21 protein-coding genes are annotated in these 26,503 nt (G+C 67.6%); 13 read left to right on the top strand and 8 right to left on the bottom strand.

The features are described from left to right. Positions 1-71 precede the first annotated feature (71 nt). From hutU to hutI, 5 genes are all read left to right on the top strand, one after another. On the top strand, positions 72-1,751 hold the full coding sequence (hutU, locus tag A9974_RS09060) for a urocanate hydratase (RefSeq protein WP_183003769.1): 1,680 nt from the start codon (positions 72-74) through the stop codon (positions 1,749-1,751). A 66-nt stretch (positions 1,752-1,817) separates the two neighbouring features. Then, positions 1,818-3,242 carry a cytosine permease gene (locus A9974_RS09065; protein ID WP_183003770.1) on the top strand — a complete coding sequence of 475 codons (1,425 nt, stop codon included), beginning with the start codon at positions 1,818-1,820 and terminating at the stop codon, positions 3,240-3,242. 28 nt (positions 3,243-3,270) lie between these two features. Further along, positions 3,271-4,800 carry a histidine ammonia-lyase gene (gene hutH / locus A9974_RS09070; RefSeq protein WP_183003771.1) on the top strand — a complete coding sequence of 510 codons (1,530 nt, stop codon included), beginning with the start codon at positions 3,271-3,273 and terminating at the stop codon, positions 4,798-4,800. 123 nt (positions 4,801-4,923) lie between these two features. After that, a complete protein-coding gene (locus A9974_RS09075; RefSeq protein WP_183003772.1) occupies positions 4,924-6,330 on the top strand; it encodes an amino acid permease in 1,407 nt (468 codons plus the stop codon). Between the two features lie 32 nt (positions 6,331-6,362). Beyond that, on the top strand, positions 6,363-7,580 hold the full coding sequence (gene hutI, locus A9974_RS09080; protein ID WP_183003773.1) for an imidazolonepropionase: 1,218 nt from the start codon (positions 6,363-6,365) through the stop codon (positions 7,578-7,580). 44 nt (positions 7,581-7,624) lie between these two features. Here the strand turns inward: hutI and A9974_RS09085 are convergent, their stop codons facing one another. After that, entirely contained in the window at positions 7,625-9,247 is a 1,623-nt protein-coding gene (locus A9974_RS09085) for a methyl-accepting chemotaxis protein (RefSeq protein WP_183003774.1), read from the bottom strand. A gap of 141 nt (positions 9,248-9,388) precedes the next feature. Next, a complete protein-coding gene (locus tag A9974_RS09090) occupies positions 9,389-10,798 on the bottom strand; it encodes an MFS transporter (RefSeq protein ID WP_183003775.1) in 1,410 nt (469 codons plus the stop codon). Between the two features lie 487 nt (positions 10,799-11,285). Here A9974_RS09090 and A9974_RS09095 point away from each other — a divergent pair, with 487 nt between their 5' ends. Genes A9974_RS09095 through A9974_RS09110 form a run of 4 tightly spaced genes read left to right on the top strand, consistent with a single transcriptional unit; the run spans position 11,286 to position 15,940 of the window. Then, positions 11,286-11,795: a spore coat protein U domain-containing protein gene (locus tag A9974_RS09095; RefSeq protein ID WP_183003776.1), complete on the top strand. Its 510-nt coding sequence runs from the start codon at positions 11,286-11,288 to the stop codon at positions 11,793-11,795. A 50-nt stretch (positions 11,796-11,845) separates the two neighbouring features. Continuing rightward, the gene (locus tag A9974_RS09100; protein WP_220805896.1) at positions 11,846-12,550 is read left to right on the top strand and encodes a molecular chaperone; all 705 of its coding nucleotides are present in this window, start codon (positions 11,846-11,848) and stop codon (positions 12,548-12,550) included. A gap of 55 nt (positions 12,551-12,605) precedes the next feature. Then, positions 12,606-14,951, top strand: a complete 2,346-nt coding sequence (locus A9974_RS09105) for a fimbria/pilus outer membrane usher protein (protein ID WP_255468106.1) — start codon at positions 12,606-12,608, stop codon at positions 14,949-14,951. After that, positions 14,948-15,940 carry a spore coat U domain-containing protein gene (locus A9974_RS09110; protein ID WP_183003777.1) on the top strand — a complete coding sequence of 331 codons (993 nt, stop codon included), beginning with the start codon at positions 14,948-14,950 and terminating at the stop codon, positions 15,938-15,940. The genes A9974_RS09105 and A9974_RS09110 overlap by 4 nt, the downstream gene beginning before the upstream one ends. Before the next feature lie 33 nt (positions 15,941-15,973). Here the strand turns inward: A9974_RS09110 and A9974_RS09115 are convergent, their stop codons facing one another. Next, entirely contained in the window at positions 15,974-16,918 is a 945-nt protein-coding gene (locus A9974_RS09115) for a LysR family transcriptional regulator (RefSeq protein ID WP_183003778.1), read from the bottom strand. A gap of 114 nt (positions 16,919-17,032) precedes the next feature. On the opposite strand from A9974_RS09115, the gene A9974_RS09120 reads away from it, so the two are divergent. From A9974_RS09120 to A9974_RS09130, 3 genes are read left to right on the top strand one after another with little or no spacing between them, the layout of a single operon-like run. Further along, complete coding sequence (locus A9974_RS09120) at positions 17,033-18,016, top strand: tripartite tricarboxylate transporter substrate binding protein (RefSeq protein ID WP_183003779.1); 984 nt, start codon at positions 17,033-17,035, stop codon at positions 18,014-18,016. 5 nt (positions 18,017-18,021) lie between these two features. Then, positions 18,022-19,215: a M20 aminoacylase family protein gene (locus A9974_RS09125; protein ID WP_183003780.1), complete on the top strand. Its 1,194-nt coding sequence runs from the start codon at positions 18,022-18,024 to the stop codon at positions 19,213-19,215. Positions 19,216-19,244: 29 nt separating this feature from the next. Next, positions 19,245-20,015, top strand: a complete 771-nt coding sequence (locus A9974_RS09130; RefSeq protein ID WP_183003781.1) for a phosphoribosyltransferase — start codon at positions 19,245-19,247, stop codon at positions 20,013-20,015. 33 nt (positions 20,016-20,048) lie between these two features. Here the strand turns inward: A9974_RS09130 and A9974_RS09135 are convergent, their stop codons facing one another. The 4 genes from A9974_RS09135 to A9974_RS09150 all read right to left on the bottom strand — a co-directional run bounded on the left by A9974_RS09135 (position 20,049) and on the right by A9974_RS09150 (position 25,626). Then, a complete protein-coding gene (locus A9974_RS09135; RefSeq protein ID WP_183003782.1) occupies positions 20,049-22,112 on the bottom strand; it encodes a site-specific recombinase in 2,064 nt (687 codons plus the stop codon). Between the two features lie 16 nt (positions 22,113-22,128). Next, positions 22,129-23,826 (bottom strand): MFS transporter, encoded by a 1,698-nt coding sequence (locus tag A9974_RS09140; protein ID WP_183003783.1) that lies wholly within the window; start codon positions 23,824-23,826, stop codon positions 22,129-22,131. Positions 23,827-24,020: 194 nt separating this feature from the next. Continuing rightward, a complete protein-coding gene (locus tag A9974_RS09145; RefSeq protein WP_183003784.1) occupies positions 24,021-24,380 on the bottom strand; it encodes a sulfite:cytochrome C oxidoreductase subunit B in 360 nt (119 codons plus the stop codon). 10 nt (positions 24,381-24,390) lie between these two features. Beyond that, the gene (locus tag A9974_RS09150) at positions 24,391-25,626 is read right to left on the bottom strand and encodes a molybdopterin-dependent oxidoreductase (RefSeq protein WP_183003785.1); all 1,236 of its coding nucleotides are present in this window, start codon (positions 25,624-25,626) and stop codon (positions 24,391-24,393) included. A gap of 155 nt (positions 25,627-25,781) precedes the next feature. Between A9974_RS09150 and A9974_RS09155 the strand changes: the two genes are divergently transcribed. Continuing rightward, entirely contained in the window at positions 25,782-26,186 is a 405-nt protein-coding gene (locus A9974_RS09155) for a DUF2809 domain-containing protein (RefSeq protein WP_183003786.1), read from the top strand. An 18-nt stretch (positions 26,187-26,204) separates the two neighbouring features. Here A9974_RS09155 and A9974_RS09160 read toward each other — a convergent pair whose 3' ends face one another. Next, entirely contained in the window at positions 26,205-26,423 is a 219-nt protein-coding gene (locus A9974_RS09160; protein ID WP_183003787.1) for a hypothetical protein, read from the bottom strand. Between the last annotated feature and the right edge of the window lie 80 nt (positions 26,424-26,503).

The raw sequence follows: 26,503 nt of genomic DNA on the forward strand, positions 1-26,503 counted from the left end.
TAGGCATCCTATGATTCCGGCATTCGGCCGTGCTTTCCTTTGGCGCGGTGCCAACGATCACGGAGACTGCCTTGGAAAAATCGAACCGCTATCGCGATGTCCAGATCCGCGCGCCGCGCGGCAATACGTTGACGGCGAAAAGCTGGTTGACGGAAGCGCCGCTGCGCATGTTGATGAACAACCTTGATCCGGACGTGGCCGAGAATCCCAAGGAATTGGTGGTGTACGGCGGCATCGGCCGCGCCGCGCGCGACTGGGACTGTTATGACAAGATCGTCGAGGCCCTGACGCAGCTGAACGACGATGAAACGCTGCTGGTGCAGTCGGGCAAGCCAGTGGGCGTGTTCAAGACGCACGCCAACGCGCCGCGCGTGCTGATCGCGAATTCCAACCTGGTGCCGCATTGGGCCACCTGGGAACATTTCAACGAGCTGGACGCCAAGGGCCTGGCCATGTACGGCCAAATGACCGCTGGCAGCTGGATCTACATCGGCAGCCAGGGCATCGTGCAGGGCACCTACGAAACCTTCGTCGAGGCCGGCCGCCAGCACTATGGCGGTGACCTGACGGGCCGCTGGGTGCTGACCGCCGGCCTGGGCGGCATGGGCGGCGCGCAACCGCTGGCGGCCACCCTGGCCGGGGCTTGCTCGTTGAACATCGAATGCCAGCAGACCAGCATCGACTTCCGTCTGCGCACCCGCTACGTGGACGAACAGGCCTCCGATCTGGACGACGCGTTGGCACGCATCGCCAAATACACCCAGGCAGGCCGCGCGGTGTCGATCGCGCTGTGCGGCAACGCGGCCGAGGTGCTGCCCGAGCTGGTGCGCCGCGGCGTGCGTCCGGACATGGTCACGGACCAGACCAGCGCGCACGATCCGCTGAACGGCTACCTGCCTGCCGGCTGGACCTGGAACGAATACCGCGAACGCGCCAAGCGTGAGCCGGCCGCCGTGGTCAAGGCCGCCAAGCAGTCGATGGCCACGCATGTCAAGGCCATGCTCGCATTCCAGCAGCAAGGCGTACCGACCTTCGACTACGGCAACAACATCCGCCAGATGGCCAAGGAAGAAGGCGTTGCCAATGCCTTCGATTTCCCTGGCTTCGTGCCGGCCTACATTCGGCCGCTGTTTTGCCGCGGCGTGGGTCCGTTCCGCTGGGCTGCCTTGTCGGGCGATCCGCAGGACATCTACAAGACGGACGCGAAGGTCAAAGAACTGATCCCCGATGACGCGCACCTGCACCACTGGCTGGACATGGCGCGCGAGCGCATCCGCTTCCAGGGGTTGCCGGCGCGCATCTGCTGGGTGGGTCTGGGCCAGCGCGCCAAGCTGGGCCTGGCGTTCAATGAAATGGTGCGCAGCGGCGAGCTGTCGGCGCCGGTGGTGATCGGCCGCGACCATCTGGATTCCGGGTCGGTGGCCAGCCCCAACCGCGAAACCGAATCGATGCGCGACGGCTCCGACGCGGTTTCCGACTGGCCGTTGCTGAATGCCTTGCTGAACACTGCGGGCGGCGCCACCTGGGTGTCACTGCACCACGGCGGCGGCGTGGGCATGGGCTTCTCGCAACACGCCGGCATGGTGATCGTGTGTGACGGCACCGACGAGGCGGCCGAACGCATCGCCCGCGTGCTGACCAATGATCCGGCCACCGGCGTGATGCGCCACGCCGACGCGGGCTACGAGATCGCGATCGACTGCGCCCGCGAACAGGGCCTGAACCTGCCGATGGTCAACGCCGGCCGCTGAGACGCGGGCTGGCCCGACATAAGAAGAACAAGGGCGCCCGAGACCGGCGCCCGCAAGGAGAAGCGCATGGAGCACCACAGTGCTGCAGCAAAAGGGGCGTTGATCGAACGGCGCTCGATCGACTTCATCCCGGAGACAGAGCGCCACGGCAAGCTCTATAGCCAGTTCACGCTGTGGATGGGCGCCAACTTGCAGATCACCGCCATCGTCACCGGGGCGCTGGCTGTCGTGCTGGGCGGAGACGTCTTCTGGTCGCTGATCGGCCTGTTCATCGGCCAGGTGTTCGGCGGCGCCGTCATGGCGCTGCATGCGGCGCAAGGGCCCAAGCTGGGCCTGCCGCAGATGATCTCCAGCCGGGTGCAGTTCGGCGTCTATGGCGCGGCGATTCCCATCGTGCTGGTGTGCCTGATGTACCTGGGCTTCACGGCCACGGGCACGGTGCTGTCGGGCCAGGCCGTCGGCCAGTTGCTGGGCGTGTCCGATACGGCGGGTATCCTGATCTTCGCTGCCGTCATCGTGCTGGTGACGGTGTTCGGCTACCGCATGATCCACCTGATCGGGCGCGTGGCCAGCGTGCTGGGGCTGATCGCGTTCATCTACCTGTTCAGCCGCGTGGTCGCGCTGGGCGATGTGGGGCAGTTGCTGCAGATCCGGCATTTCAGCTGGACGTCGTTCCTGCTGGCCGTGTCGCTGTCCGCGTCTTGGCAGATCGCGTATGGACCCTATGTGGCGGACTATTCGCGCTACCTGCCCGGCCGCACCTCGTCGTTCAAGACCTTCCTGGCCGTGGGCCTGGGTTCGGTGCTGGGCGCGCAGATCGCGATGGTGCTGGGCGTGCTGGCGGCCGCCATGGCCAAGGGCCAGTTCGCCGGCCGCGAGGTCGCCTATATCGTCAGCCTGGGCGGCACCGGCACGATGGCGGCGCTGCTGTATTTCAGTATCGCGTTCGGCAAGGTGACGATTTCGACGTTGAATTCGTATGGCAGCTTCATGTGCATCGCCACGATCATCAGCGGCTTTCGCGGCCATGTGGAAATCACGCGCCGCCAGCGGCTGTGGTTCGTGCTGCTGATCGTGGGCGCGGCTACCTGCGTGGCGCTGGTTGGCCAGCATTCCTTCCTGAACGCTTTCAAGTCCTTCATCCTGTTCCTGCTGGCGTTCTTCACGCCCTGGAGCGCCGTCAACCTGGTGGACTATTACTTCGTCAACCGAGGCCGTTATGACCTGGCCGCGCTGTCGGACCCCGACGGCCGTTATGGCCGCTGGAACTGGCCGGGCATTCTGGTGTACGTGTTCGGCGTGCTGGTACAGATGCCCTTCATCTCGACCAAGCTGTACACCGGCCCGCTGGTCGCGCACCTGGGCGGCGTTGATATTTCGTGGATCATCGGGCTGATCGTGCCCGGCATCCTGTATTACTTGTTCGCCCGCCGCGACCGGTTGCCTACGCCAGTGGCGTTTGCGGCCGGCGGCCGGCACGATATTGCATGACACGGACCTATCGTCCAGGAGAAAAACAATGGATCTGCACCTGAAACCCGGCCATCTGACGCTGGCGCAATTGCGCCAGGTATACCAACAGCCCGGCCGCATCACGCTGGACCCGGCCGCCTACGGCCCGATCGACGCCAGCGTGGCCTGCGTCGACCGCATCATCGCCGAGGGCCGCACGGCCTACGGCATCAACACCGGCTTCGGGCTGCTGGCATCGACCAAGATCGCGCGCGAAGACCTGCAGGCGCTGCAAAGCTCGCTGGTGCTGTCGCACGCGGCGGGCGTGGGCGAGCCGCTGGACGATGCGATGGTGCGGCTGATCATGGTGCTCAAGATCAACAGCTTGGCGCGGGGCCGTTCCGGCATCCGCCGCCAGGTCATCGACAGCCTCGTCACGCTGGTCAACGCCGGCGTCTATCCGCACATCCCGCTCAAGGGCTCGGTGGGCGCGTCGGGCGACCTGGCGCCGCTGGCCCACATGTCGCTGCTGCTTCTGGGTGAAAGCCGGGCGCGCTTCCATGGCGAGTGGCTACCCGCCAAGGAAGCGCTGGCCCGCGCCGGGCTCGAACCGCTGACCCTGGCTGCGAAGGAAGGGCTGGCGCTGCTGAACGGCACCCAGGTGTCCACCGCCTACGCGCTGCGCGGCCTGTTCGAGGCCGAAGACCTGCTGGCCGCCGGCCTGGTCTGCGGCAGCCTCAGCGTCGAAGCCATGCTGGGTTCGCGCGTGCCGTTCGACGCCCGCATCCACGAGGCGCGCGGCCAGATCGGCCAGATCGACGTGGCCGCCGTCTACCGCGACCTGTTGACCGACGATAGCGAGGTCGGCCATTCGCACGTCGATTGCGACAAGGTGCAGGACCCCTACTCGCTGCGCTGCCAGCCGCAAGTGATGGGCGCCTGCCTGACGCAGATCCGCCACGTGGCGCAAGTGCTGCAGATCGAGGCCAACGCCGTGTCCGACAATCCGCTGGTGTTCGCCGAACAGGGCGACGTGCTGTCGGGCGGCAACTTCCACGCCGAACCGGTGGCGCTGGTGGCCGACAACCTGGCCCTGGCGCTGGCCGAGATCGGCGCCCTGTCCGAACGCCGCATCTCGCTGATGATGGACAAGCACATGTCGCAGCTGCCGCCCTTCCTGGTCAGCAACGGCGGCGTGAACTCCGGCTTCATGATCGCCCAGGTGACCGCGGCCGCGCTGGCCAGCGACAACAAGGCGCTGGCCCACCCTGCCAGCGTCGACAGCCTGCCCACCTCGGCCAACCAGGAAGACCACGTGTCGATGGCGCCCAACGCCGGCAAACGGCTCTGGCCCATGGCCGAGAACGTGCGCGACATCCTGGCGATCGAATGGCTGGGGGCCTGCCAGGGCCTGGACTTCCGCGCCGGCCTGAAAACATCGCCCAAGCTGGAGCGGGCCCGTGGCCTGCTGCGCGAAAAGGTCGCTCACTACGAGAAAGACCGCTTCTTCGCGCCCGACATCGAAGCCGCCAGCCAGTTGATCGGCGGCCGGCATCTGAATGCCCTGATGCCGGCGGGCCTGCTGCCCAGCCTGTAGGGCGGGCGCGTCAAAGGCAGGCGGCCCCTCGGTCGTCCACGCGATGATTTCTGCGCGACTGCGCCCATCGGCGGTGCGGCTGCGGCGCGCGATCGTTCATACAAGAATGGGAGGGAGACAGCGATGCAGGCTCAGAACCAGAATCTGAAAAGAGGTCTATCCGCGCGGCATATCCGCTTCATGGCGCTCGGGTCCGCCATTGGTACGGGGTTGTTCTACGGATCGGCCAAGGCGATTCAAGAGGCCGGGCCGTCCGTGTTGATCGCCTACCTGATTGCCGGCGCGGCCGTGTATATGGTGATGCGGGCATTGGGCGAAATGGCCGTGCGCAATCCGGTGCCCGGTTCCTTCGCGCAGTACGCGACCAGTTATCTGGGACCGGTGGCCGGATTCATCACGGGGTGGACCTACACCTTCGAGATGATCATCGTCTGCCTGGCGGATGTCACGGCTTTCGGGCTGTACATGGGATTCTGGTTTCCCGACGTGCCGCAGTGGATATGGGTGCTGTCCATCGTGCTGTTCGTCGGCGCGCTGAATCTGTGCGCGGTGAAAGTCTTTGGCGAGCTGGAATTCTGGCTGTCGCTGCTGAAGGTGGCAGCCATCGTCGCGATGATCGCGGGGGGGCTGGGCATCATGGCGTTCGGCTTGGGCATCAGCGCCCAGGACACCGCCACGGGTGTGCATAACCTGTGGGAGCATGGCGGCTTCATGCCCAATGGCATTGGCGGTTTGATCGCCTCGCTGGCGGTGGTGGTGTTCGCGTTTGGCGGTATCGAGATCATCGGCATCACGGCAGGCGAAGCCAAGGATCCGTCCCGCGTCATTCCCAGGGCGATCAACGCGGTGCCGATGCGCATCCTGCTGTTCTACGTGCTGACGCTGTTCGTGCTGATGTCGATCTTTCCCTGGTCGCAGATTGGCAGCAAGGGCAGCCCGTTCGTCCAGATCTTCGATAGCCTGGGGATCGGGGCGGCGGCGCACATCTTGAACATCGTGGTGATCTCGGCGGCGGTATCGGCCATCAACAGCGATATCTTCGGCGCCGGCCGCATGCTGTTCGGCATGGCGCAACAAGGCCAGGCGCCGCGAGGTTTTGCGCGGGTTTCCAGGGTCGGCGTGCCGTGGATGACTGTCCTGGTCATGACGGTGGCGCTGCTGGGCGGCGTCGTGCTGAATTACCTTATTCCCAAGGACGTGTTCGTGCTGATCGCTTCGATTGCCACGTTCGCCACGGTTTGGGTATGGTTGATGATCCTGCTGTCGCACGTCGCCATGCGCCGCGCGATGACCCGGCAAGAGGTGGCGCAACTGAAGTTTCCGGTGCCGCTCTGGCCGGCGGCGCCGATTGCTGCGATCGTCTTCATGATGTTCGTGATTGCGGTGCTCGGGTATTTTCCCAAGACGCAGGCCGCATTGATCGTGGGTGCGTGCTGGATTGCGCTGTTGTGCGTGGCCTATCGCATGTGGGTGTACCCCAACCGGCCCGGCGGCGGCTTGCCCGCGCCGGTGGCGCAAGGATCGGATTGACCCCCCGTTTGGGGGCTGACAGGAGGCAGGATATGAAGCGGCTTTGGCGAAATTGCCATGTGGCCACCATGGCCGGCGGGCAATACTCGGTGATCGAGCATGCCGCCATCGTGACGCAGGACGCGCACATCGCATGGATCGGACCAGAGAGCGCATTGCCACGGGGCGACGCCGGGCAGGAAAACGACCTGGGCGGCGCCTGGGTCACGCCCGGCTTGATCGACTGCCACACGCACCTGGTCTTCGGCGGCAACCGCAGCCAGGAGTTCGAGCAGCGGCTGCAGGGCGTGGACTACGCGGTGATCGCGGCGCAGGGCGGCGGCATCGCCAGCACGGTGCGGGCGACGCGTCAGGCAAGCGAGCAGGAGCTCTACGCCAGCGCCCGCAAGCGCGCGCTGCACCTGCTGCGCGACGGCGTCACTACGCTGGAGGTCAAGTCCGGCTACGGTCTGGACTTGCCCAACGAACGCAAGATGCTGCGCGTGGCGCGACGGCTGGGACAGACGCTGCCGCTGACGGTGCGCGCCACCTGCCTGGCCGCGCACGCGCTGCCACCCGAATTCGCCGGCCGGGCCGACGACTATATCGACGAAGTGGCGCGGCGCATGTTGCCGGTGCTGGCGGCCGAAGGGCTGGTCGACGCGGTGGACGCGTTTTGCGAGCACCTGGCGTTTTCGCCGGCGCAGGTCGAACGTGTGTTTTTGGCGGCCGCCCATCTGGGCCTGCCGGTCAAACTGCACGCCGAGCAGCTATCGTCACTGCACGGCGCCAGCCTGGCGGCGCGCTACGGCGCGCTGTCGGCGGACCACCTGGAATACCTGACCGAGGCGGACGTGCTGGCCATGGCCGCGGCAGGCACGGTGGCGGTGCTGCTGCCGGGTGCGTTCTATGCGTTGCGCGAGACGCAGCTGCCGCCCATCGATCTGCTGCGCCGCCATGGCGTGCCCATCGCGATTTCCAGCGATCTCAATCCGGGCACCTCGCCCGCGCTGTCCTTGCGGTTGATGTTGAGCATGGCGTGCACGCTGTTCCGGCTGACGCCGCAAGAGGCGCTGGCCGGCGCCACCGTGCACGCCGCTCGCGCGCTGGGCCTGCAAGGCACCCATGGCGTGCTGGCGCAGGACATGACGGCCGATTTCGTGGCCTGGGATATCTCGCATCCCGCCGAACTGGCCTACTGGATCGGCGGCGAACTGCCCAAGCGGGTCGTGCGCCACGGCGAGGAAGTCTGCGCGACCGCGCTGGAATGACGCGCGGCGGCGCAACGCCGCCGCGCGCCTCGGCGCTTTTGCTGTCAGGCCGATAGCGCCAGGCGTTCGCGTATCGGCAAGGCCGGCGCCTCGCGGCCGGATTCATGACCCGGCAGCTGGAATGCGCTGACCGCGCCTTGCAGCCGCTGTGCCTGCGCTTCCAGCGAGGCCGCCGCGGCCGCCGCCTGTTCGACCAGCGCGGCGTTCTGCTGCGTCACTTGATCCATCTGCGTGACCGCCGTGTTGACCTGGCCGATGCCGGTAACCTGTTCGTGCGAGGCCGCGGCGATGTCGCCCACCAGCAGCGTCAGCCGTTCGATCGCCGCCTGGATATCCTGCATGGTGCGGCCGGCGGTTTCGACCTGGAGGGAACCGGCCTGGACCGTGGCTCCGGACGCGCTGAGCAGTTGCTTGATTTCCTTGGCGGCGCCGGCGCTGCGCTGCGCCAGCGAGCGCACTTCACCGGCGACCACCGCGAAGCCTTTGCCTTCTTCGCCGGCGCGAGCGGCTTCCACTGCCGCGTTCAGCGCCAGGATGTTGGTCTGGAAGGCGATGCCGTCGATGACGCTGACGATGTCTTCGATGCGGCCGGAATCCTTGGCGATGTCGCGCATGGTGGCCACGGCGCTTTGCACGGCCTCGCCGCCGCGTTGCGCGACCTGCAAGGCCTCGGCGGCCATGGCATTGGCCTGGCGTGCGTTGTCGGCGTTGCTGGTCACGGTGGACAGCAGCTCCTCCATGCTGGCCGCGGTCTGTTGCAGCGAAGCGGCCTGCTGCTCGGTGCGGCTGGACAGGTCCTGGTTGCCCGCGGCGATTTCGCTGGAGCCGGTATTGATCTCGGCTACGCCGTCGCGCACCGCATGCACGGTGCGCGCCAGGCTGGCCTGCATGTCCTGCAGGTAGGGGATCAGTTGTCCGGCGCAGTTGCCGCCGAACGGGGCGATGGGCACGGTGAGGTCGCCGCGCGCAATATGCTGGAAGTGCTGCTTGATGTCGTTCAGCGGACGCCGGACGAAGACCACCACGTAGCGGTCGCCCAGGAACAGCAGCAGCAGGCTGACAGCGCACACCAGGCCGATGCCGAGATAGGCATGGCGGCGTTCCTCGACGGCGCGCAGGCCCAGCGCATCCTGGCGTTCCTTGGCGTAGGCCTCGTAGTTCTCGATGCTCTTGCCATAGGCGCGGCTGGCGGCGATGACGGGGCCAGCGGCATGGGCGCGGGCCTTTTCGATGTCGTCCTGGGCCAGGAAGGCGCGCTGCACGGCGATGCCGCCGTTGACCAGAGCGTCAAAGCCGCTTTGCAGCGGTTCCAGTATCGATGGGGGGGTATCTCCTTTGGCCGATTCCAGGAACAGGGCCTGGTTCTTGCGGGCTTCCTCCAGGGCCACGTCGATGGCGCGGCCTTCTTCCGCGGCGGGCGCTGCCAGGCCGTCGCGGGCGTATTCCAGTTGGCGGGACAGACGCAGGCGCGCGCGCATGATCTGGTCGTTGATGCGGGCAAGCGAGGAAACTTCGTTCAGGAGGTCGTTGCTGGCGGCGAGCGCTTCACCGGAGCTGTGCAAACCATTTACGCTGATGGCCGATTGGCCGGCTACGAGGACACTGATCATGAGCAGCGTGCACAGGATCATGCGGCGGATGGTGATGTCTTTCAGGAACTGTGTCATACGCGTCGTTCTAGGGTGTAGAGAGGGACTACACCCGGACAACGGCCCCGCCTGAGCGATATTTAGCGGGTGTTGCACATCTTACGTATGTGTCTGACCGGCCCTGGAATATATCGAAATCAACCGCAATAAACCTCGATTTCAGCGCGCGGCGGAGGCCTCGACGGGTTCCACCGCGCCGAAGCGCAGCCGCGCGAAACTGGCCAGGCTGGCCAGCGCCGCGCACAGGCCGCCCAGCCACAGCGCGAGCACGGCGCCATGGGTGGTCGACACGTTGAAGCAGGCTGCCACCAGTGCCGCGCCGGTGGCCTGCCCTAGAAGACGTACCGTGCCGATCATGCCGCTGGCCCCGCCCGCCCGCGACGGCGGCGCCGAGGTCATGATGGCGCGCAGATTGGGCGACTGGAAAAAGCCGAAGCCGGCGCCGCACAGCGCCATGCGCCAGGAAATGTCCCAGGCCGACGGCGCGGCCGGCAGCAAGGCCATGGAAGCCATGCCCAGCGCCAGCAGCGCCAGGCCCACGCCGCCCAGCATGCCGGCCGGATAGCGGTCCGACAGGCGCCCGGCAATCGGCGCCATGATGGCGACGACCACCGGCCAGGGCGTGATCAAAAAGCCGGTATGCACCTGCGTGTAGCCCAGCACCGTCTGGAACAGGAACGGCAGCGACACGAACGCCAGCGCCTGCGCCGCGAAGGCGCACACCGCCGTGGCGGCGGACAAGGCAAACAATGGCCGGCGCAGCAGGTCCACCGCCAGGATGGGGGCGGGGTGGCCGGCCTGGCGGCGCATCAGCAGCCACAGGCTGGCGGCGGCCAGGCCCCACTCCAGCGTGACGCGCGGCCACGGCGCGCTGTGTGCCAGTTCGTTCGAGCCCAGCACGAACAGGCCCAGCGTCAGCGCACACAGCGCCGCGGCCAGGCCGTCGAAGCCATGCGATGAGCGGGTGGTCTCGGGCAGGCCGCGCAGGCCCAGCACCATGGCCAGCAGGCCGATGGGCACATTGATCAGGAACAGCCAGTGCCACGATCCCAGCAGCAGGATGGTGGAGGCCGCGGTCGGGCCGGCGGCGAACGACAGGCCGACCACCATCGCGTTCAGGCCCATGCCGCGTCCCAGCACCGGGGCGGGATAGATGAAGCGCAGCAAGGCGGCGTTCACGCTCATGACGCCGGCCGCGCCCAGCCCCTGCAGGATGCGGGCGGCCACCAGCACCGGCAGCGTCGGGGCCAGCCCGCAAGCCAGCGAAGACAGCGTGAACACCACAATGCCCACCATGTAGACCCGGCGGTGCCCCAGGATCTCGCCCAGCGCGGCCGCCGGCAGCAGGCCGGCCACCATCGCCAGCTGATAGCCGCTGATGACCCAGATGGAGCCCGCATCGCTGGCCTGCAGATCGCGCGCGATGGTGGGCAGCGCGGTGTTGGCGATGGCGGTGTCCAGGCTGGCCATGCAGACGGCCAGCATGACGGCCAGCAACGCGCCCAGGCGCTCGGAAGCCGGCAGGCCCTGGCCCGCGGGATAGATGGTGTGGCGTGAGAACGAGAACATGAGGGGCCCTAGGCGTCGGGGCGCGGGGCCGCCGACCGGGGGATGCGTTGATTGAGCGTTGATTCTAGTGCGACATGGGGATTCAACGCTTCGTCAGCCAGGGACGACGATGGCGTGAATGCGGCAGGCCGCGAGCCGGCAAGGACGGCGATGCGCCGGATAATGCGACCAGCCGGTCACCCTGCAATATGGATGAATAATGCGCTTCGATAATCCAGCGCCGCGGCCATGATTCGAATCCCGCGCGTCCATGTTACTAACTGAAATTACCTAATTTGCTGAATTACAACAATTTATCCAAGGCCGCATAAAGCGTGGTTTCATAGACAAGCGATGTCCGCTGGCGACGGGTTTTTAATCTAATCCGTTAGAAAGCGTAAATAACCCGATTTGAAAATTAACCGAATCGTGCTTGGCCGCTATATCCGACGTACCATGTTTCGTGTGCTGGTCTGATAGTGCAACAGTATTTCGTGGGGGTGATTTCATGAAACGCTTGTCCTTGTGCGCGACGACTCTGGCCTTGGTAACTGCGGGCGCGATGCCGCTGGCGGCCCAGGCGCAAACCACTGCGAACATGGTGGTGACGCTGACGATTACGGCAAATTGCACCATCGCCGCGAACCCCCTCAATTTCGGCAGTCACGGCGTGTTGAACACCGCGTTCAGCAATACCACCACGGTCAACGTGACCTGCACCAACACCACGCCCTATACCGTGGGCCTGAGCGCCGGCACCGGCACCGGCTCCACCCTGGCCAACCGGCTCATGAACGGCACGACCACGGGCAACACCACGTCCACGGTTGCCTATCAGCTTTACCAGCCCGCACCCAACCAGACCGTGGTGTGGGGCGACACGGGTGTGGCCGACCGCGTGGGTGGCACCGGCAGTGGCGCTGCGCAGGCGCTTACGGTCACCGGTACGGTGCCCGCGCAGGCGACGCCGACGCCCGATCTGTACACGTCCACCGTCACCGCGACGGTGTACTTCTAGTGCGGCGCGTTATCGGGACTCCTGCATGGCGGGGCGGCACGATCCGTTGGTTGGCGGGCGCGCTGGTGGTGGCGTGCGTGGGCATCGGCGCTTTGCCCGCGCGAGCGGCGACTCTGCAGATCTCGCCGGTGCTGGTGGACCTGGCGCCCCAGCAGAGCGCCACCGGCATCATGCTGCGCAATCCCGGGAGCACGCCGATCTATGGCCAGGTGCGGGTGTACGCCTGGGACCAGACGCAGGACGACGACGTACTCACGCCCACGACCGAGATCCAGGCCAGTCCGCCCATCATCCAGGTGCCGCCCAAGGGCGAGCAACTGGTGCGGCTGGTGCGTAGCGGCAACGACCTGGCGCCGCTGCAGAAAAGCTACCGGCTGGTGATCGACGAGATTCCCGATCCCTCCACGCCACGGATCAACGGCGTGGTGCTGCGAATGCGCTATTCGGTGCCGGTATTCGTGGCCGGCGCCACGCCCGAGCCCGTGCCCGAGCTGGCCTGGCACGTGGCGCGCGCGGACAAGGAATGGGTGCTGCGGCTGGCCAACACCGGCACCCGCTATGCCCAGGTGGCATCGCTGCAGATCGTGGCCGGTGCGGATACGCCGGTGGCGAAGGTGGACGGCCTGCTGGGCTACGCGCTGGCCCAGCGGCAGCGCGAGTGGCGGATTCCCGTCAAACACGGCACCACCGGCCCGATAAAGATCAAGGCCCTGGTGAACGGCAACGCCGTCACCGTGACTCCGCGAGTTGACTGACTGATTGCGTCCCGGCCCGCCTCGCAGGCGGTTGCGGGGTAAGAGAAGGCAGCCCATGGCAGTACGCGCTCTCCGTGCTTGCGGGCGCTGCGCAGGCCGTCTCGCGCTCATACTGATCGGGGCGTCGGCGGCAGCGGCGGATGTGCCCACCCAACTGGTGTCGTTCGGCGATCTCGCCGAACGCGACGTCTATTTGGAGGTGAGTATCAATGGTGTGAACACAACCCAGCTGTTGCGTTTCCGGGATGCGCAAGGCCGGCTGTCGGCCAGCCCCGGTGCGCTGGGATCGGTGGGCGTGGACGTGAGCAAGCTGGGCGTGCCGCAAGACACCGAAATCCGGCTCGATGAGATCGCCGGCCTGCGGTATACCTACAACGCCGCCATGCAGTCGGTGAACCTGGTGGTGCCGGACGCGCTGCGCCAGCCTTTCCAGGTGGATACCCGCGGGCTGCCCAGGACGCCGCCAGCGACGTCGGGGCGCGGCCTGATCCTGAACTACGAGGCCTATGCCCAGACCGACTCCTACAGCAAGGTGTCGGCGTACTCCGAGCTGCGTTATTTCGATCCCCACGGCACGCTCAGCAACACCGGCACCACCTATCTGGGCGGACGGGCGGACCGCTACGTGCGCTACGACACCTACTGGACCCAGTCCGACCAGGACACGCTCCGGACGCTGCGGGTGGGCGACACCATTACCTCGTCGCTGAACTGGTCGCGCTCGGTGCGCGTGGCAGGCATCCAGTGGGGCCGCAATTTCGCGTTGCGGCCCGACCTGGTGACATTTCCCGTGTCGTCGCTGAGCGCTTCGTCGGTGGTGCCGTCGTCGGTGTCGTTATACGTGAACGGGGTGCAGCAGTATTCGGGCAACGTGCCGGCGGGGCCCTTCGTGGTCAACCAGATTCCCGGCATCACCGGCGCGGGCCAGGCCACGCTGGTGACGCGCGATGCGCTGGGGCGCAGCGTCAGCACGTCGGTGCCGCTGTATATCGACACCCGGATGCTGGCGGCCGGACTGTCCAGTTACTCGATCGAGGCGGGTGTGGTGCGGCGCCAATTCAGCGTGCGTTCGTTCGACTACGACACGCGCCCGGCCATGACCGCGTCGGGGCGCTACGGGCTGGACGATGCGCTGACGCTGGAAGGCCATTCGGAACTGAGCGCAGGCGTCTACAACGTGGGCGCGGGCGCGCTGGTCAGGCTGGGGCAGGCGGGCGTGGTCAACGGCGCGCTGTCGGGCAGCGCCGGCAACCACGCCGGCGGCCAGGTGAGCCTGGGATACCAGTACGTGCAACCGGCCTTCAGCCTGGAGCTGCAATCGGTGCGCGCGCTGGGAGACTATGGCGACCTGGGGTCGCGCGAAGATGTGCCGGTGCCGCGCCAGACGGACCGGGTGACGTTTTCGCTGCCGTTGACCCTGTCGCAAAGCGTCGCGTTCAGCTATGTCGGCTTTCGCATGCCGCAGGCGCCCGCGGCCAAGATCGGGTCCGCCTCCTATACCGCCAACTTGCACAGCCGCGTGTCGATGAACGTGAGCGCCTACAACGATTTTGCCCAGACCGGCTCGCACGGCGTCTACCTGGGCTTGTCGATCATGCTGGGCGACAACACCCAGATCAACGCGTCGGTCGGCAAGCAGGGCGAGCAAAACATCTACAGCGTGGGGGCGCAGCGCAATGTGGACTACGACGGCGGCTGGGGCTGGGGCGTGGAGAACGGCCGCAGCGGCGGCGCGCAATACAACCAGGGCAAGTTGCAGTTCCTGGGCCGCTACGGCCAGGTGACCGCGTTGGGGCAGGACTATGGCGGCAGGAGCCAGGCGGCGGTGCAGGCCTCGGGCGCGGTCGTGTTGATGGACGGCGCGGTGACGCCGTCGCGCCGCATCAACGACGCCTTTGCGCTGGTCAGCACCGATGGCATGCCGGGCGTGTCGGTGCTGCATGAAAACCGCAAGCTCGGACGCACCAACAGCGCCGGGCACCTGCTGGTGCCGGACCTGAATTCCTACCAGGTGAACCGTCTGGCCATCGATCCCGACGAGTTGCCCGTGGACATGAAGCTGGACTCGACCAAGGTCGCGGTGGTGCCGCAGGCCGGCTCCGGCGTGCTGGCCAGGTTCCAGTTGCAGCGTTATGCCGCCGCGTCGGTGGTGCTGCAGATGCCGGACGGCAAGGCGGTGCCGGTGGGCGCGCAAGTGGCGCACGTGGAAAGCGGCAAGCAGTCCGTGGTGGGTTACGACGGCATCGCCTTCGTCGAAGACCTGACGCCGGACAACCACCTGCGCATCAAAGGCGGCGGCGTGTCCTGCGTGGTGGAGTTTCCGTATCAGCATGACCCCGCGAGGCCGCTGCCCACGCTGGGGCCGTTCGTGTGCCAGCCGTTGAAGGAGTCCGGACAATGAAGTCCGCATTGTTCTTGTTGGGAGCCCTGTTGGGACTGGGCTGGTCGGCCGATGCGCAGGCGACCACTTGCGCGCTGGCCTCGGGCACCACCAGCACGGTCAATTTCGGCACCGTGAATCCGTTGCTCGCCGCCGATACGTTCGCCGACAGCAATACCGTGACGGTGACGTGCAATTTCACCAGCCTGGCCCTGGGCGCGCGCCTGTGCTTTTCCGCCGGGGTGGGAAATACCAGCCCGTCGGTGGAGGCGCGTGCGATGGGCGCGGGCGCGTTCCGCATGAACTACAACCTGTATACGGACAGCGGCCACAACCAGATATGGAGCACTTCCGCGGCCAATACGACGACATCGGTGCTGGTGACGGGCCCGTTGCTGACGGGTGGCCTGGGATCGGGTTCGTTTTCGTTCTATGCGAAGCTGCCGGGCAACCAGAGTACGGTATCGACCATCGGCAACGCCAACACGCTGTATAGCGAAAACTACACCACCACTGTGCGCGTGGACATCGCGTCGGGGTTGTTGGCGACCTTGCTGGTGAACTGCCCGATTACGACGCCCATGCAGACGCTCTTCGTCCCGCTGACCGTGCAAGCGACCGTGCAAAAGAACTGCACCATCAACGCGACCAACCTGGCGTTTCCGGCGCAAGGGCTGTTGAACCATGTGGTGACGGCGAATGGCCAGATCACGGTGCGTTGCACCAATAACAACGCCTTCTCGGTCGCGCTCAGCGGCGGCTCGGTGGCCAACAATGTGGCCGCGCGCAAGATGAAGCATGCGACGGCGGCCGATACCGTGAGTTATCAGCTGTACCAGGACGGCGGCTATGCAACGATCTGGGGTGACGGCTTGACCGGCGGCACGCCGCTGACCGGCACGGGGACGGGAGCCAACCAGCAGTTCACGGTCTATGGCAGGGTGCCGGTGCAGGCGACGCCACGTCCGGGAAACTATACCGATACCGTCATCGCCACCATCACGTTCTGATGGCCGGACGCTGGCGGTTCAGGCATCGCGCGTTCAAGTCGCCGTCGCCGCCCTGGCCCGCAGCATGCCGCCCAGTTCCGCATAGCAACGCTTCACCGCGTCGCGGGCCTGTTGTTCAGGGGCGCGCGTCATCAGGCTGATGCGGCGCGTCAGCCGCGGATGCTGCAGCGGCACGATCGCCAGGCCGTCGGGGCGCTGGCCCTGCGTGTACAGCCGCGAGATCAGGCCGATCCGCAGCCCGGCGCGTACCAGGCTGTAGAGCGTATCGGTGTAGTTCAGCGTATCGGTGGCGGCCAGGTCGGCGCCCTGCTGGCGTAGCGCCGAGACGATCATCTCGTAGGTGCTGCCGCGCGACAGCACGGCCAGCGGTTCGCGTTTCAGGTCCTGCCAGGTGATCTGCCGGCGGCGTGACAGCCGGTGGCTGTCGGACAGCACCGCCACCAGGTCGTCCTCGGCCACGAAGGTGGCCGCCAGGCCCGGCGCCAGGCCGAAATCCAGCCCCAGGCCGATGTCGAGCTCGCCGTTGGCCAGCGCGGCCATCAGCTCGTCGTTCAAGTGGTCGGACAGGATCAGCACGATCTCGGGGTGGCGCAGCCGCCATTGGGCCACGGCGGGCGCCAGCAGGTGCATGGTCGATGGAATGCAGCCGATGCGCACGGTGGCGGCCTGCGTGTCCAGAAGGCGCCGCAGGTCTTCAGCGCCCTGCGTGTAGCTGTTGAGCAGCCATTCGATCTGGGCGCGCGCGGCCTGGCCGGCCGGGGTCAGGCGCACATGATGCGTGCCGCGGTCGAACAGCGTCACACCCATCAAGGCTTCGAGCTCGCGGATGGCCGACGACAGCGCGGGCTGGCTCAGGGCCAGGGCCTCGGCGGCGCGGCTGAAGCTGGCGTGGCGGGCCACCTCCTTGAAGCCGCGCAATTGGCGCAGCGTGGGCTGGCGGATGGGGGCGGCGGATTCGCGGACGGGCGGCTTGGTCATAGATTTACCTGATGAATCTATAAAAATAACCCATTTCAGTTATGACGCAAGGCTGCGTACGATGGCGCCCTCGCCCTCTACGCATCGCCGGTCCGCAGCCGGCTGCCCGCCATCATGTTCAAACGCCTGTTCCTGTCCGTCTCCGCGCTGGCAGCCGCGCTGTGCCTGGCCCCGGCCGCCGGTGCCGGCGATGCCTGGCCGGCGGCCAAGCCGCTGACCCTGATCGTGCCCGTGAGCCCGGGCGGCAACGTCGACACCACCGCCCGCCTGGTGGCGCAGAAGCTGGGCGAACGCCTGAAGCAATCCATCATCGTGGACAACGTGGCGGGCGCGGGCGGCGTGCTGGGCGTGGCCAAGGCCACTCACGCGGCGGCCGACGGCTACACGCTGGTGATGGGGTTCGACGGCCCGGTGAGCGTGGCGCGGCTGATCAACCCGGCGGTCAGGTACGACGCCGAGACCGCGCTGGCGCCGGTGGCGCTGGTGACCACGGCGCCAGTGGTGCTGCTGGCCCGCCCGGGCCTGCCGGCCAGCAACATGCAGGAGCTGATCGCGCTGGCGCGCAGCAAGCCGGACACGTTGACCTATGCGTCCTCGGGCGTGGGCACCGTGCTGCACCTGGCGATGGAAGTGATGCAGGAGCAGGCCAAGATCAAGCTGGTGCACGTGCCCTACCGGGGCGGCGCGCAGATCACCAATGACGTCATGGGCGGCCAGGTGGACCTGGGCCTGCTGGTCACCACCAGCGCGACGCCGCTGGTGCAGCAAAACAAGCTGCGCGCGCTGGGGCTGACGTCGGCGGCGCGCATTGCCACGCTGCCGGGCGTGCAGGCCTTTGCCGAAACCCCCGAACTCAAGGGCTTTGAATTGAACACCTGGACCGGCGTGTTCGTGCCGGCCGGCACGCCGCCCGAGGTGGTGCAGCGCCTGAACCAGGAACTGAACGCCGTCCTGCAACTGGACGAGGTGAAAAAGCGCCTGGCCGAAGGCGGTGCGATTCCCGGCCAGGGCTCGCCCGAGGCGTTCGCCGCGTTCCTGAAGAAAGAGAAAGACGTATACGCGCACATCGTCAAAAGCGCCAACATCCAGCAGGAGTAGACGCTATGAGCCACGCCGAGCAGGGTCCCGTGTTGCCCGAGATCCGCGAGATCCAGGAAGAAATGGTGGCGCTGCGCCACCGCATCCATGCCAATCCGGAACTGGCCTACGAAGAAGTCGCCACCGGCGACTTGGTGGCCGAGCGCCTGACCGCCTGGGGCTTCGAGGTGCATCGCGGCCTGGGCGTGACGGGTGTGGTGGGGACGCTGCGGCTGGGTTCGGGCACGCGCCGCCTGGGCCTGCGCGCCGACATGGACGCCCTGCCCATCCACGAGACGACCGGCCTGCCCTATGCCAGCGCCCATCCCGGCAAAATGCACGCCTGCGGCCACGACGGCCACACGGCCACCCTGCTGGCCGCGGCCCGCGCGCTGGCGCTGCGCGGGCGCTTCGACGGCACGCTGCACCTGATCTTCCAGCCGGCCGAGGAAGGCCACGGCGGCGCGCAGAAGATGATCGCCGACGGCCTGTTCGAGCGCTTTCCGTGCGACGCGGTCTACAGCTTCCACAACGAGCCCGGCTACCCGGCCGGTCATTTCGGCTTTCGCGCCGGCGCCATGTACAGCTCGTCGGACACGGTGGTGCTGACGGTCAGCGGTGTGGGCGGGCACGGCGCCATGCCGCACGTGGCGGTGGACCCGGTGGTGGCCGCGGCCAGCATCGTGTTGGCCCTGCAGACCATCGTCTCGCGCGAGATCGACCCCAATGACATGGCCGTGGTGACCATCGGCGCAATCCACGGCGGCGATGCGCCCAACGTGATTCCCAAGAGCGTCGAGCTGCGCCTGACCGTGAGGGCGCGCAAGCCCGGCACCCGGGCGCTATTGCGCGAACGCATCACGGCGATCGCCACCGCGCAGGCCGCGGTGCACCGCGCCACCGTGACGGTGGACTACCGCTGGCGTTATCCGCCGGTGGTGAACGATGCCGGCGCCACCGAGTTCGCGGCCGCCGTGGCGCGCGGCTGGCTGGGCGAGCAACTGGTGATTCCCGACCTGGAACCGCTGCAGGCCAGCGATGACTTTGCCTTCATGCTGGAAGCGGTGCCGGGCAGCTATTTCATCGTGGGCAACGGCGAGGGCGAAGGCGGCTGCATGGTGCACAACCCCGACTACGACTTCAATGACGCCATTCTTCCGGTCACGGCCAGCTACTGGGTCAAGCTGGCCGAGGCATTCCTGGCCGCGGACGCGCACTGAGCGCCGCCGGCCATCTTTTCTTGAATCGCATGACTGCTATTGACGACGATCAGGGCTTTGCCGGCGCGGCGCCTTTCGACGCACCGCGCTCCACTGACACGCCTTTCGACGCCACTACAGGCTACTGGCAGGAGATCGTCGCCGCCGACGCGTTGACGCTGCCGGCCAAGCCGCCCTACTCCCGCGGCTATCCGGCCCGCTTGCCCGACGGCCGCTATCTGGTGCTGCCGCTGCGCGGCGTGCCGGCGGACCCGCAGCGCTGCGTGGCCTCGCTGATCGCCAACCATGCCAGCCTGGACGTGGTGGAAACGCTGGCGGGCTTCATGGCCGAGCGGGCGCGCGCCTTCAATGCCGAGGTCGTGGTGGGCCTGCCGACGCTGGGATTGGCGTTCGCGCCGCTGGTGGCGCGCGGACTGGGTTTTACGCGTTATGTGCCGTTCGGCTATTCGCGCAAGTATTGGTATGACGAAAGCCTGGCGGTGCCGGTGCGGTCGTTGACTACGCCGGACGCCGGCAAGCTGCTGTACGTGGACCCCAACCTGGCGGGCGCGCTGCGCGGCCGCCGCGTGCTGGTGGTGGATGACGCGGTCAGCACCGGCCAGACGATGGCGTCGGCCTTGACGTTGCTGCAACGCTGCCAGGCACAGGTCGCCGGCATCGTAGTGGCGATGTGCCAGGGTGAGCGCTGGCGCACGCGGCTGGTGGACGCGCACGGCGCGCCGATTCCGCTGGCCTGCGCGTTTGAATCGCCGCGCATGCGGCGCGTGGCGGGCGGCTGGGCGCCGGAAGCGGGCGTCTGAAGCCGGCGAGCCGCCGGCGCCGCGACGCTTGGGTCAGGCTTCGGGTGCCGCGGGCCGCGGCTTGACCGGCCAGAACAGCGTGGCCGGCCGTTGCCAGATGCGCCGGCGCACGCCCAGCGCCAGCGCCTGGCGGTCGCCGCGGCGCAGGTTGCGCGAGCGCAGCGCCACGTTGAAGGCCAGCGCAAAACTCACCCCCACATTCAGGATGCCGGTCAGGGCCGTGCCGGCCACGGCCATCCAGAAGGCGTGCGTGTGCACCACGTCCCAACCCAGCGCGCCGATGGCCGAGCCGATCTGGCCGGCGGACAGCGTCACGTGGCGCACCTCGACGTGCGGGCCGAAGAAGCTGACGATGGCTGGCCCCAAGCCCAGCATCAGGCCCAGTGAGACGTTGCCGGCGATGCCCGAGATATTGCGTTGCCAGAAGCCCGCCCAGCGGGCCGCGCCGCGCTCGCCGAACAGGTGGCGCACGCGCCGGTCGTAGGCCATCACGTCATGCACGCGGTGCAGCGCGAACCAGTTGTCGGCCCAGCCGGCGATCAGGCTGGATAGCCACAGCAGCACGCCGGTGGCGGCGGCGTAGATGGGGGTGGGGCCCCAGGCGGAGAACGAGTCCAGGGCTGCCTGCGCCTTTTGCCCGTCGATCAGCGGCCGGTTCAGCCAGTGCTGCGCCACCCATTGCGCCGCCCAGGCCAGCGGAAACACCACCGCCAGGTTGCCCAGGATGGCCGCCGCGTTCGAGCGGATCATGGCCAGCGTGTCGTCCAGGAAGGCCTCGCGGCCCTCGGGCGTGTTGGCCTCGTCCAGCCGGTGTGCCAGCGCCGGGCCGGTCATGGCGGGCTGCTTGGTGGCCAGCGTGAAGTGCGCGAAGTGGATCGCCAGAAAGCCGCCGGCATAGTTCAGCGAGGCCAGCAGCCCCTCGATGAATTTGTCCAGGTGCAGCGAGACGATGAAGAACTTCAGGTAGACGGTCAGTACCATCACCAGGCCACCGCCGGCGGAGGCCTTGAGCATGGTCAGGTATTCCGTGGTGTCGCGGGCGATGTAGTGTTCGCCGGTTTCGGCGGTGCGTTCCATCACGCGCCGCGCCAGCTGCGCGAACGACGAGGCCGCCAAGTGGCGGATGCTGCTGCGGGCCTGGGTCGAGCGGATGAGTTCGGCGGCCAGGTGCACGTATTTGTGGCGCTGGGTGGGGTCGACCCATACGCTCAAGAGCAGCTCGATGCGCGCCAGACGCAGCTTCATGCGTTCGATCTGGAACACCACCTCGACCGAGACGCCGTTCTGTTCCAGCTCGGCGTAGACGTGCTGCGAGGCGGCGCGGCAATTGTCGAGCAGCGCGCGAAACACGTTCAGCCGCCTGCCGAAGACGTCGCGCGGCGTGTCCGGTGCGCTGTCGCAGAGTTCGGCCGCGGCGGCCGCCAGCGGGAAGAAGGGGCTTTCCTGCACCCGGCCGGGCAGGCGCGAGCGGATGTCCTGGCTGAGCCCGGTGGCGCGGACCTGGCTGGCCAGCACCTGGATGCTGCTGGTGAGCGCAGCCTGCAGAGACGGGGGCGGCGGCTCGGGCGCGGCCGGGTCGGCGCGCGTCACGCCGTCGCCGTGGCGCAGCAGCCGGCGCATGCGCGCCAGCGTGTCATCGTCCAGGGCTTCGATCCAGGCGGCGTCGTGAGCCTTGCGGAAGATCAGCGAGAACAGGCCGAACAGGTCGCTGCGGTTCGGCGGGGGCGGCAGCAGACGGGCCTGCGCCCGTTCCCAGAATTCGCCCCAGAAGCCGGGGTGCGAGGCCACGCCGGTGTCGCATAGCAGCGAGGTGGGGTCGTTGTCGGCGAGCAGCGAGCGCAGCGTGGCCGCTACCGACGTGGCCAGCGCGGGGTTGCGCTCCAGTACCTGCAGGACGTAGCGCAGGCGCGCATGCTGGGGGTGGCCGCTCTCTTCAGCGGTTTCACGCCCGGAACGGTCGATCCAGCGGCACAGGTCCACCATCCAGAGGTTGCGCTGCGCCAGCGGCGCGCCGGGATTGGCGCTCGCCAGGATCACGTCCAACTGCGGTCCGGCATGCCGCGACGCGCGCCATTTACGCCAAAGGGAAGTCAGCATGGTCGGGTCTCGCGGGTCAGAGGGATTCGGGCTCTCGGCGCAGCGAGAAGCCCTGCGCTTCGTTCATGGCCAGGTAGCTGACGTTGCGCGAAACCACCGGCGGCTTGTCGCCCGTGTGCAGTGCCCGCAGCTCGTCCAGCACCATCTTGTCGGCCAGGGTCATGCGATCGATCATGCGCAGGTACTGCATCCAGCTTTCCACCAGGAAGACTTCGCGCCAGACGCCTTCGCGCTCCAGGTCGCGGAACAGTTGCCACTGCTGCGCGCCGTTGCGCAGCCGCACCTGGCGCATCGGCCCGGCCACGCGGATCAGCTCCGACAGTTTTTCCTTGGGAATCAGGTATTCCACCGCGACCAGCACCGCGCCGTGCTGGGTGTTGAAGCCTGCGGCCGACAGCGCCGGTTCGGTGCTGTCGGCGCGGGCCAGCGATTGGGTATCGACCTGTTCGGGCAGGCGCGAACGGTACAGCAGCGCGACGGTGATGCCCAGCATGATGCCGGCTGAGGACAAGGCGCCGGACACGCCCATGGTGCCGGCGAAATGGCCCCACATGAACGAACCCGCCGCCAGGCCGCCGAAGATCGCCGTCTGGTACAGCGCCAGCGAGCGCGCCTTGACCCAGTCGGGCACCAGCATCTGCACCGTGGTGTTGTAGGTGGCCAGCACGCCGATCCAGCAGCCGCCGGACAGCAGCAGCGCGGGAAACGCGACCCACAGATTGGCCGTCAGGCCCAGCGCCAGCAGGCAGGCCGCGAGCAACCCCGCGGCGGCGCTGACCAGGCCGCTGGCGCCCCAGGCGGCTTGCAGCCGGCGGACCACGGCGCTGCCCAGGATCGCGCCCACGCCCAGCGCGCCCAGCATGTAGCCGTACAGCAGCGCGTTGCCGTTCTCGTGGTCGTAGGCCAGCAACGGCAGCAGCGCCCACAGGGCGCTGGCCGACAGGCCGAAGGCGAAGGCGCGCAGCATCACCACGCGCGTCACGGTGGAGTGCTGGGTATAGCGCAGGGCGGCGACCACGCCTTCGAACAGGCGTTCGGGCGGCAGCCGCCGCACCGGGATGTCGCGGCGCCAGCGCCAGATGGCCCAGATCAGCCCGCCGTAGCACACGCAGTTCAACAGGAACACGGTGGGCGCGCCGGTGGCGCCCAGCAGCAGGCCGCCGATGGCGGGGCCCACCGCGCGCGCCACGTTGAAGTTCACGCTGTTGAGCAGCACCGCGCTGCCGACGTGGGCGCGCGGCACCTGTTCGCCCACCGCGGCCTGCCAGGCGGGCGTGACGATGGCGCTGCCGATGGCGATGCAGAACACCGAGATGATCAGGGTGATGGGATGCAGCAGCCCGGCGAACGCCAGGATGGTGATGAAGATGCCGCCGGCCAGCTCCAGCAACATGCCGGTGAGCATGACCTTGCGGCGGTCGTAGTTGTCGGCCAGCACTCCGGTCAGGATGGACAGCGCCACCAGCGGGAAGGTCGCGGCCACCTGGATCATGGCGACCATCAGGGGGCTGCTCTGCTCGGTGGTGATGACCCAGGCCGCGGCGACCGATTGCGCCCATGTGCCGAGGTTGGCGAACAGGTTGGCGATCCAGATGATGCGGAACGCGGGGAAGGACAAGGGGGAAAGCGTGCTGACCCGCAGGACGGGCTGGGGGGCGGCCGCCTCGGGCGGGGCGGCGGCCAGGTCGCTATTGGCCGAGACGGGCTGGAGCATGAAGGCCTCTGGAAACCCCGGGAACGGCGGGCGGGGGCCGTCCAATGGTACGCCTAATAGGGGTCCGGGTTAAGACGAGGCGAAGCGCGAATGGGCGCGGGCGCGACGCCGCGCGCCTGGCGTCACGGCGTCGGCGTTGGCCCGGGCGGCGGCGGTCAGGGCTTGGCGGAAGCGGCCGGCTGGGACGGCGACGGTCAGGGCTTGGCGGAAGCGGCTGGCTGGGGCGGCGGATAAGCCTGGTTCAGGTATTGCACGATCAGCGGCACCTGGTCGGCCGGAATGGGGGCGCCGTAGGTGCCGACCATCTTCTTGACCTCGGCGTCCCAGAAGCCCAGCGGCATGGGCGGCTGCGACGACAGGTAGTCGACCGAGTGGCACATCAGGCACAGGGCAGCGCTTTGGGCGCCGGGGCCGGTGCCGGGGTGCAGCGTGGCGGTTTCCTGGGGCAGCTGGATGTCCAGGGCGCTGGCGGGGGCACAGGCAGCGGCGGCGGCCAGCGCGAAGGCCAGGCCGGCCAGGCGCACGGGGCAATGGCGGCGGGCGGAGAAGGTCATGGCGGGCTCCTTACGCGGCATCGACGCGCACGGTTTCGACCACGTTGCGCATGTACCCGGACGGGTTCCACAGCGGGTCCAGGGGTTGGGTTTCGCCGGCCGTATTGGTGGCGCGGACCTTCAGGGCGTAGGCGCCGGCCTGCTTGGGCGTGAAGTCGGCGTGCCATTCGCGGAACGAATAGCGGCCCAGATCCTGGCCCAGCGTGGCGGCGTGCCAGGTCTTGCCGCCGTCGACCGAGAGCTGCACCTCGCGGATGCCACGGCCGCCGTCGAACGCAATGCCGCGCACCTTGACGGGCTTGCCCTTGGCCACGCGGGCGCCGTCGGCCAGGCTGGTGATGAAGCTGCGTACGTTGTAGCGGCCGATGGGGCGCGTCTTGTCGGGGGCCTTGCCCACCGGGGTGCAGGCGCAGTCGTTGTCGGGGATGCGGTAGGCCTTCTGCATCCAGAAGCCGTCGAAGTCCGCGTCCAGCACCTTGATGTCGGCCAGGTGCTTGACCCAGTAGGTGCCGTAGTAGCCGGGCACCACCAGCCGCACGGGATAGCCGTTGAGCATGGGCAGGTCGGCGCCGTTCATGGCGTAGGCCAGCATGACTTCGCCGTCCAGGGCATGGGCCGCGTCCAGCGCCTTGATGAATTCCGGGGTGCCGGGCAGCACCGGCCGGTCCAGCCCCTGGAAGGTGACCTGGCGGGCGCCGGCCTGGATGCCTGCCTTTTCCAGGATGCGCTTGAGGGGGATGCCCACCCAGCGGGCGTTGCCCATGGCGCCGTTGCCCAGCTGGCCGCCGCCCACGCGGGGCTCGAAGAAGCCGCGGCTGTTGCCGGAGCACTGGGTGACGGCCACCAGCTCGACCGGCGCGCCGAATTGTTGCTTCAGGTCGGCCAGCGACAGCTCCAGCGGCGTGCCGACCAGGCCCCCCACGCGCAGCCGGTAGGTATTGGCGTCGACCTGGGTGGGGATGTTGCCCAGGTGGTAGCGCACGAAGAAGGCGTCGTTGGGCGTGATGACGCCCTCGTTGAAGACGGCAAACGGCGTTTCCAGTTGCGGCGGACGCGAGGTCTGGCGGATCAGCGGACGCTTCTGGGGATACGCGATCAGGTCGCGTTCGCCGTTGGCGAAAGGCAGCGTGACAGTGGCCGGGGCGGCCAGGCTGGTCAGGGCATGGCCGGCCAGCGTGCCGGCCGCGCCCACGGTACACGCCTGGCGCAGGAAGCGCCGGCGCCCATCCGGATCGAATGTGCTCATGCTTGTCTCCTCTGTGTTTTCTAGTACCCTGCCCCTCGCGGCGCGGTCGGATCAGGCTACGCCCGGCTAGCTGACAGCGGCGTTAATTGTTGCGCCGTATTGCGGCGGCCGTTCCAATATCAGCCATTTCCGCACAATCGACGCACTCCTTCACGATGAGACTGACCTTCAATCGATCCGCCTTTGCCGCCCTGGTCGCCGTCACAGTCGTGGAGGCGTTGATCGCCACCTTGGGCAAGCCCTACCCGCTGTTGCGCGGTTTCGTGGGCGATGTGGTGGCGGTGGGCTGGGCGTACCTGGTGTACCGCAGCTTCATCCGCGCGGGCGTGCTGCCGCTGGCGATAGCGGCCTTGCTGACGGGCTATGCGGTGGAATTCGGCCAGTACCTGGCGCGATATTTCGGCTTGCGCATCGAGCAGCCGGTGCTGCGCGTCATCCTGGGCAGCGTGCCCGATTGGTGGGATGTGGTGGCCTACACCGTGGGCTTTTGCCTGGTGCTGCTGCTGGCGGGAGTGAAGGCGCGCTGGGACCGGCGCGCCGGCCCGTTGTTGACGGGCTAGGCCCGGTCTGACTCCGACTTAACCTGCTTGCCCGACCGGGGCGCCGCTGCGCCCTGGCGCAGCCTGGCCCGTGGACGCGGCCAGCGGCTGCAGCCGCGCGTTGCGAAACGGCGCGAAGCATTCCGACCAGGACTTGGGGAACAAGGGCGTGGCATGGCGCACGGCGTCGCGGCCGGCGTAATGGGCCAGCAGTTGCTGGCCGATGGGAGCGTCTCCGAGGGGATGGCGGGTGGTCATGGTATTTCCGTATTGCATTGAAAGTGTATTCATTGTACCAGTCTGCGCAAATCTTGCTCAAGCCCAGTCCTGGTATGCAA

The organism is Achromobacter sp. UMC71 (genome assembly GCF_014170305.1).
In the GTDB taxonomy this organism is placed as follows: Bacteria; Pseudomonadota; Gammaproteobacteria; order Burkholderiales; family Burkholderiaceae_B; genus Achromobacter.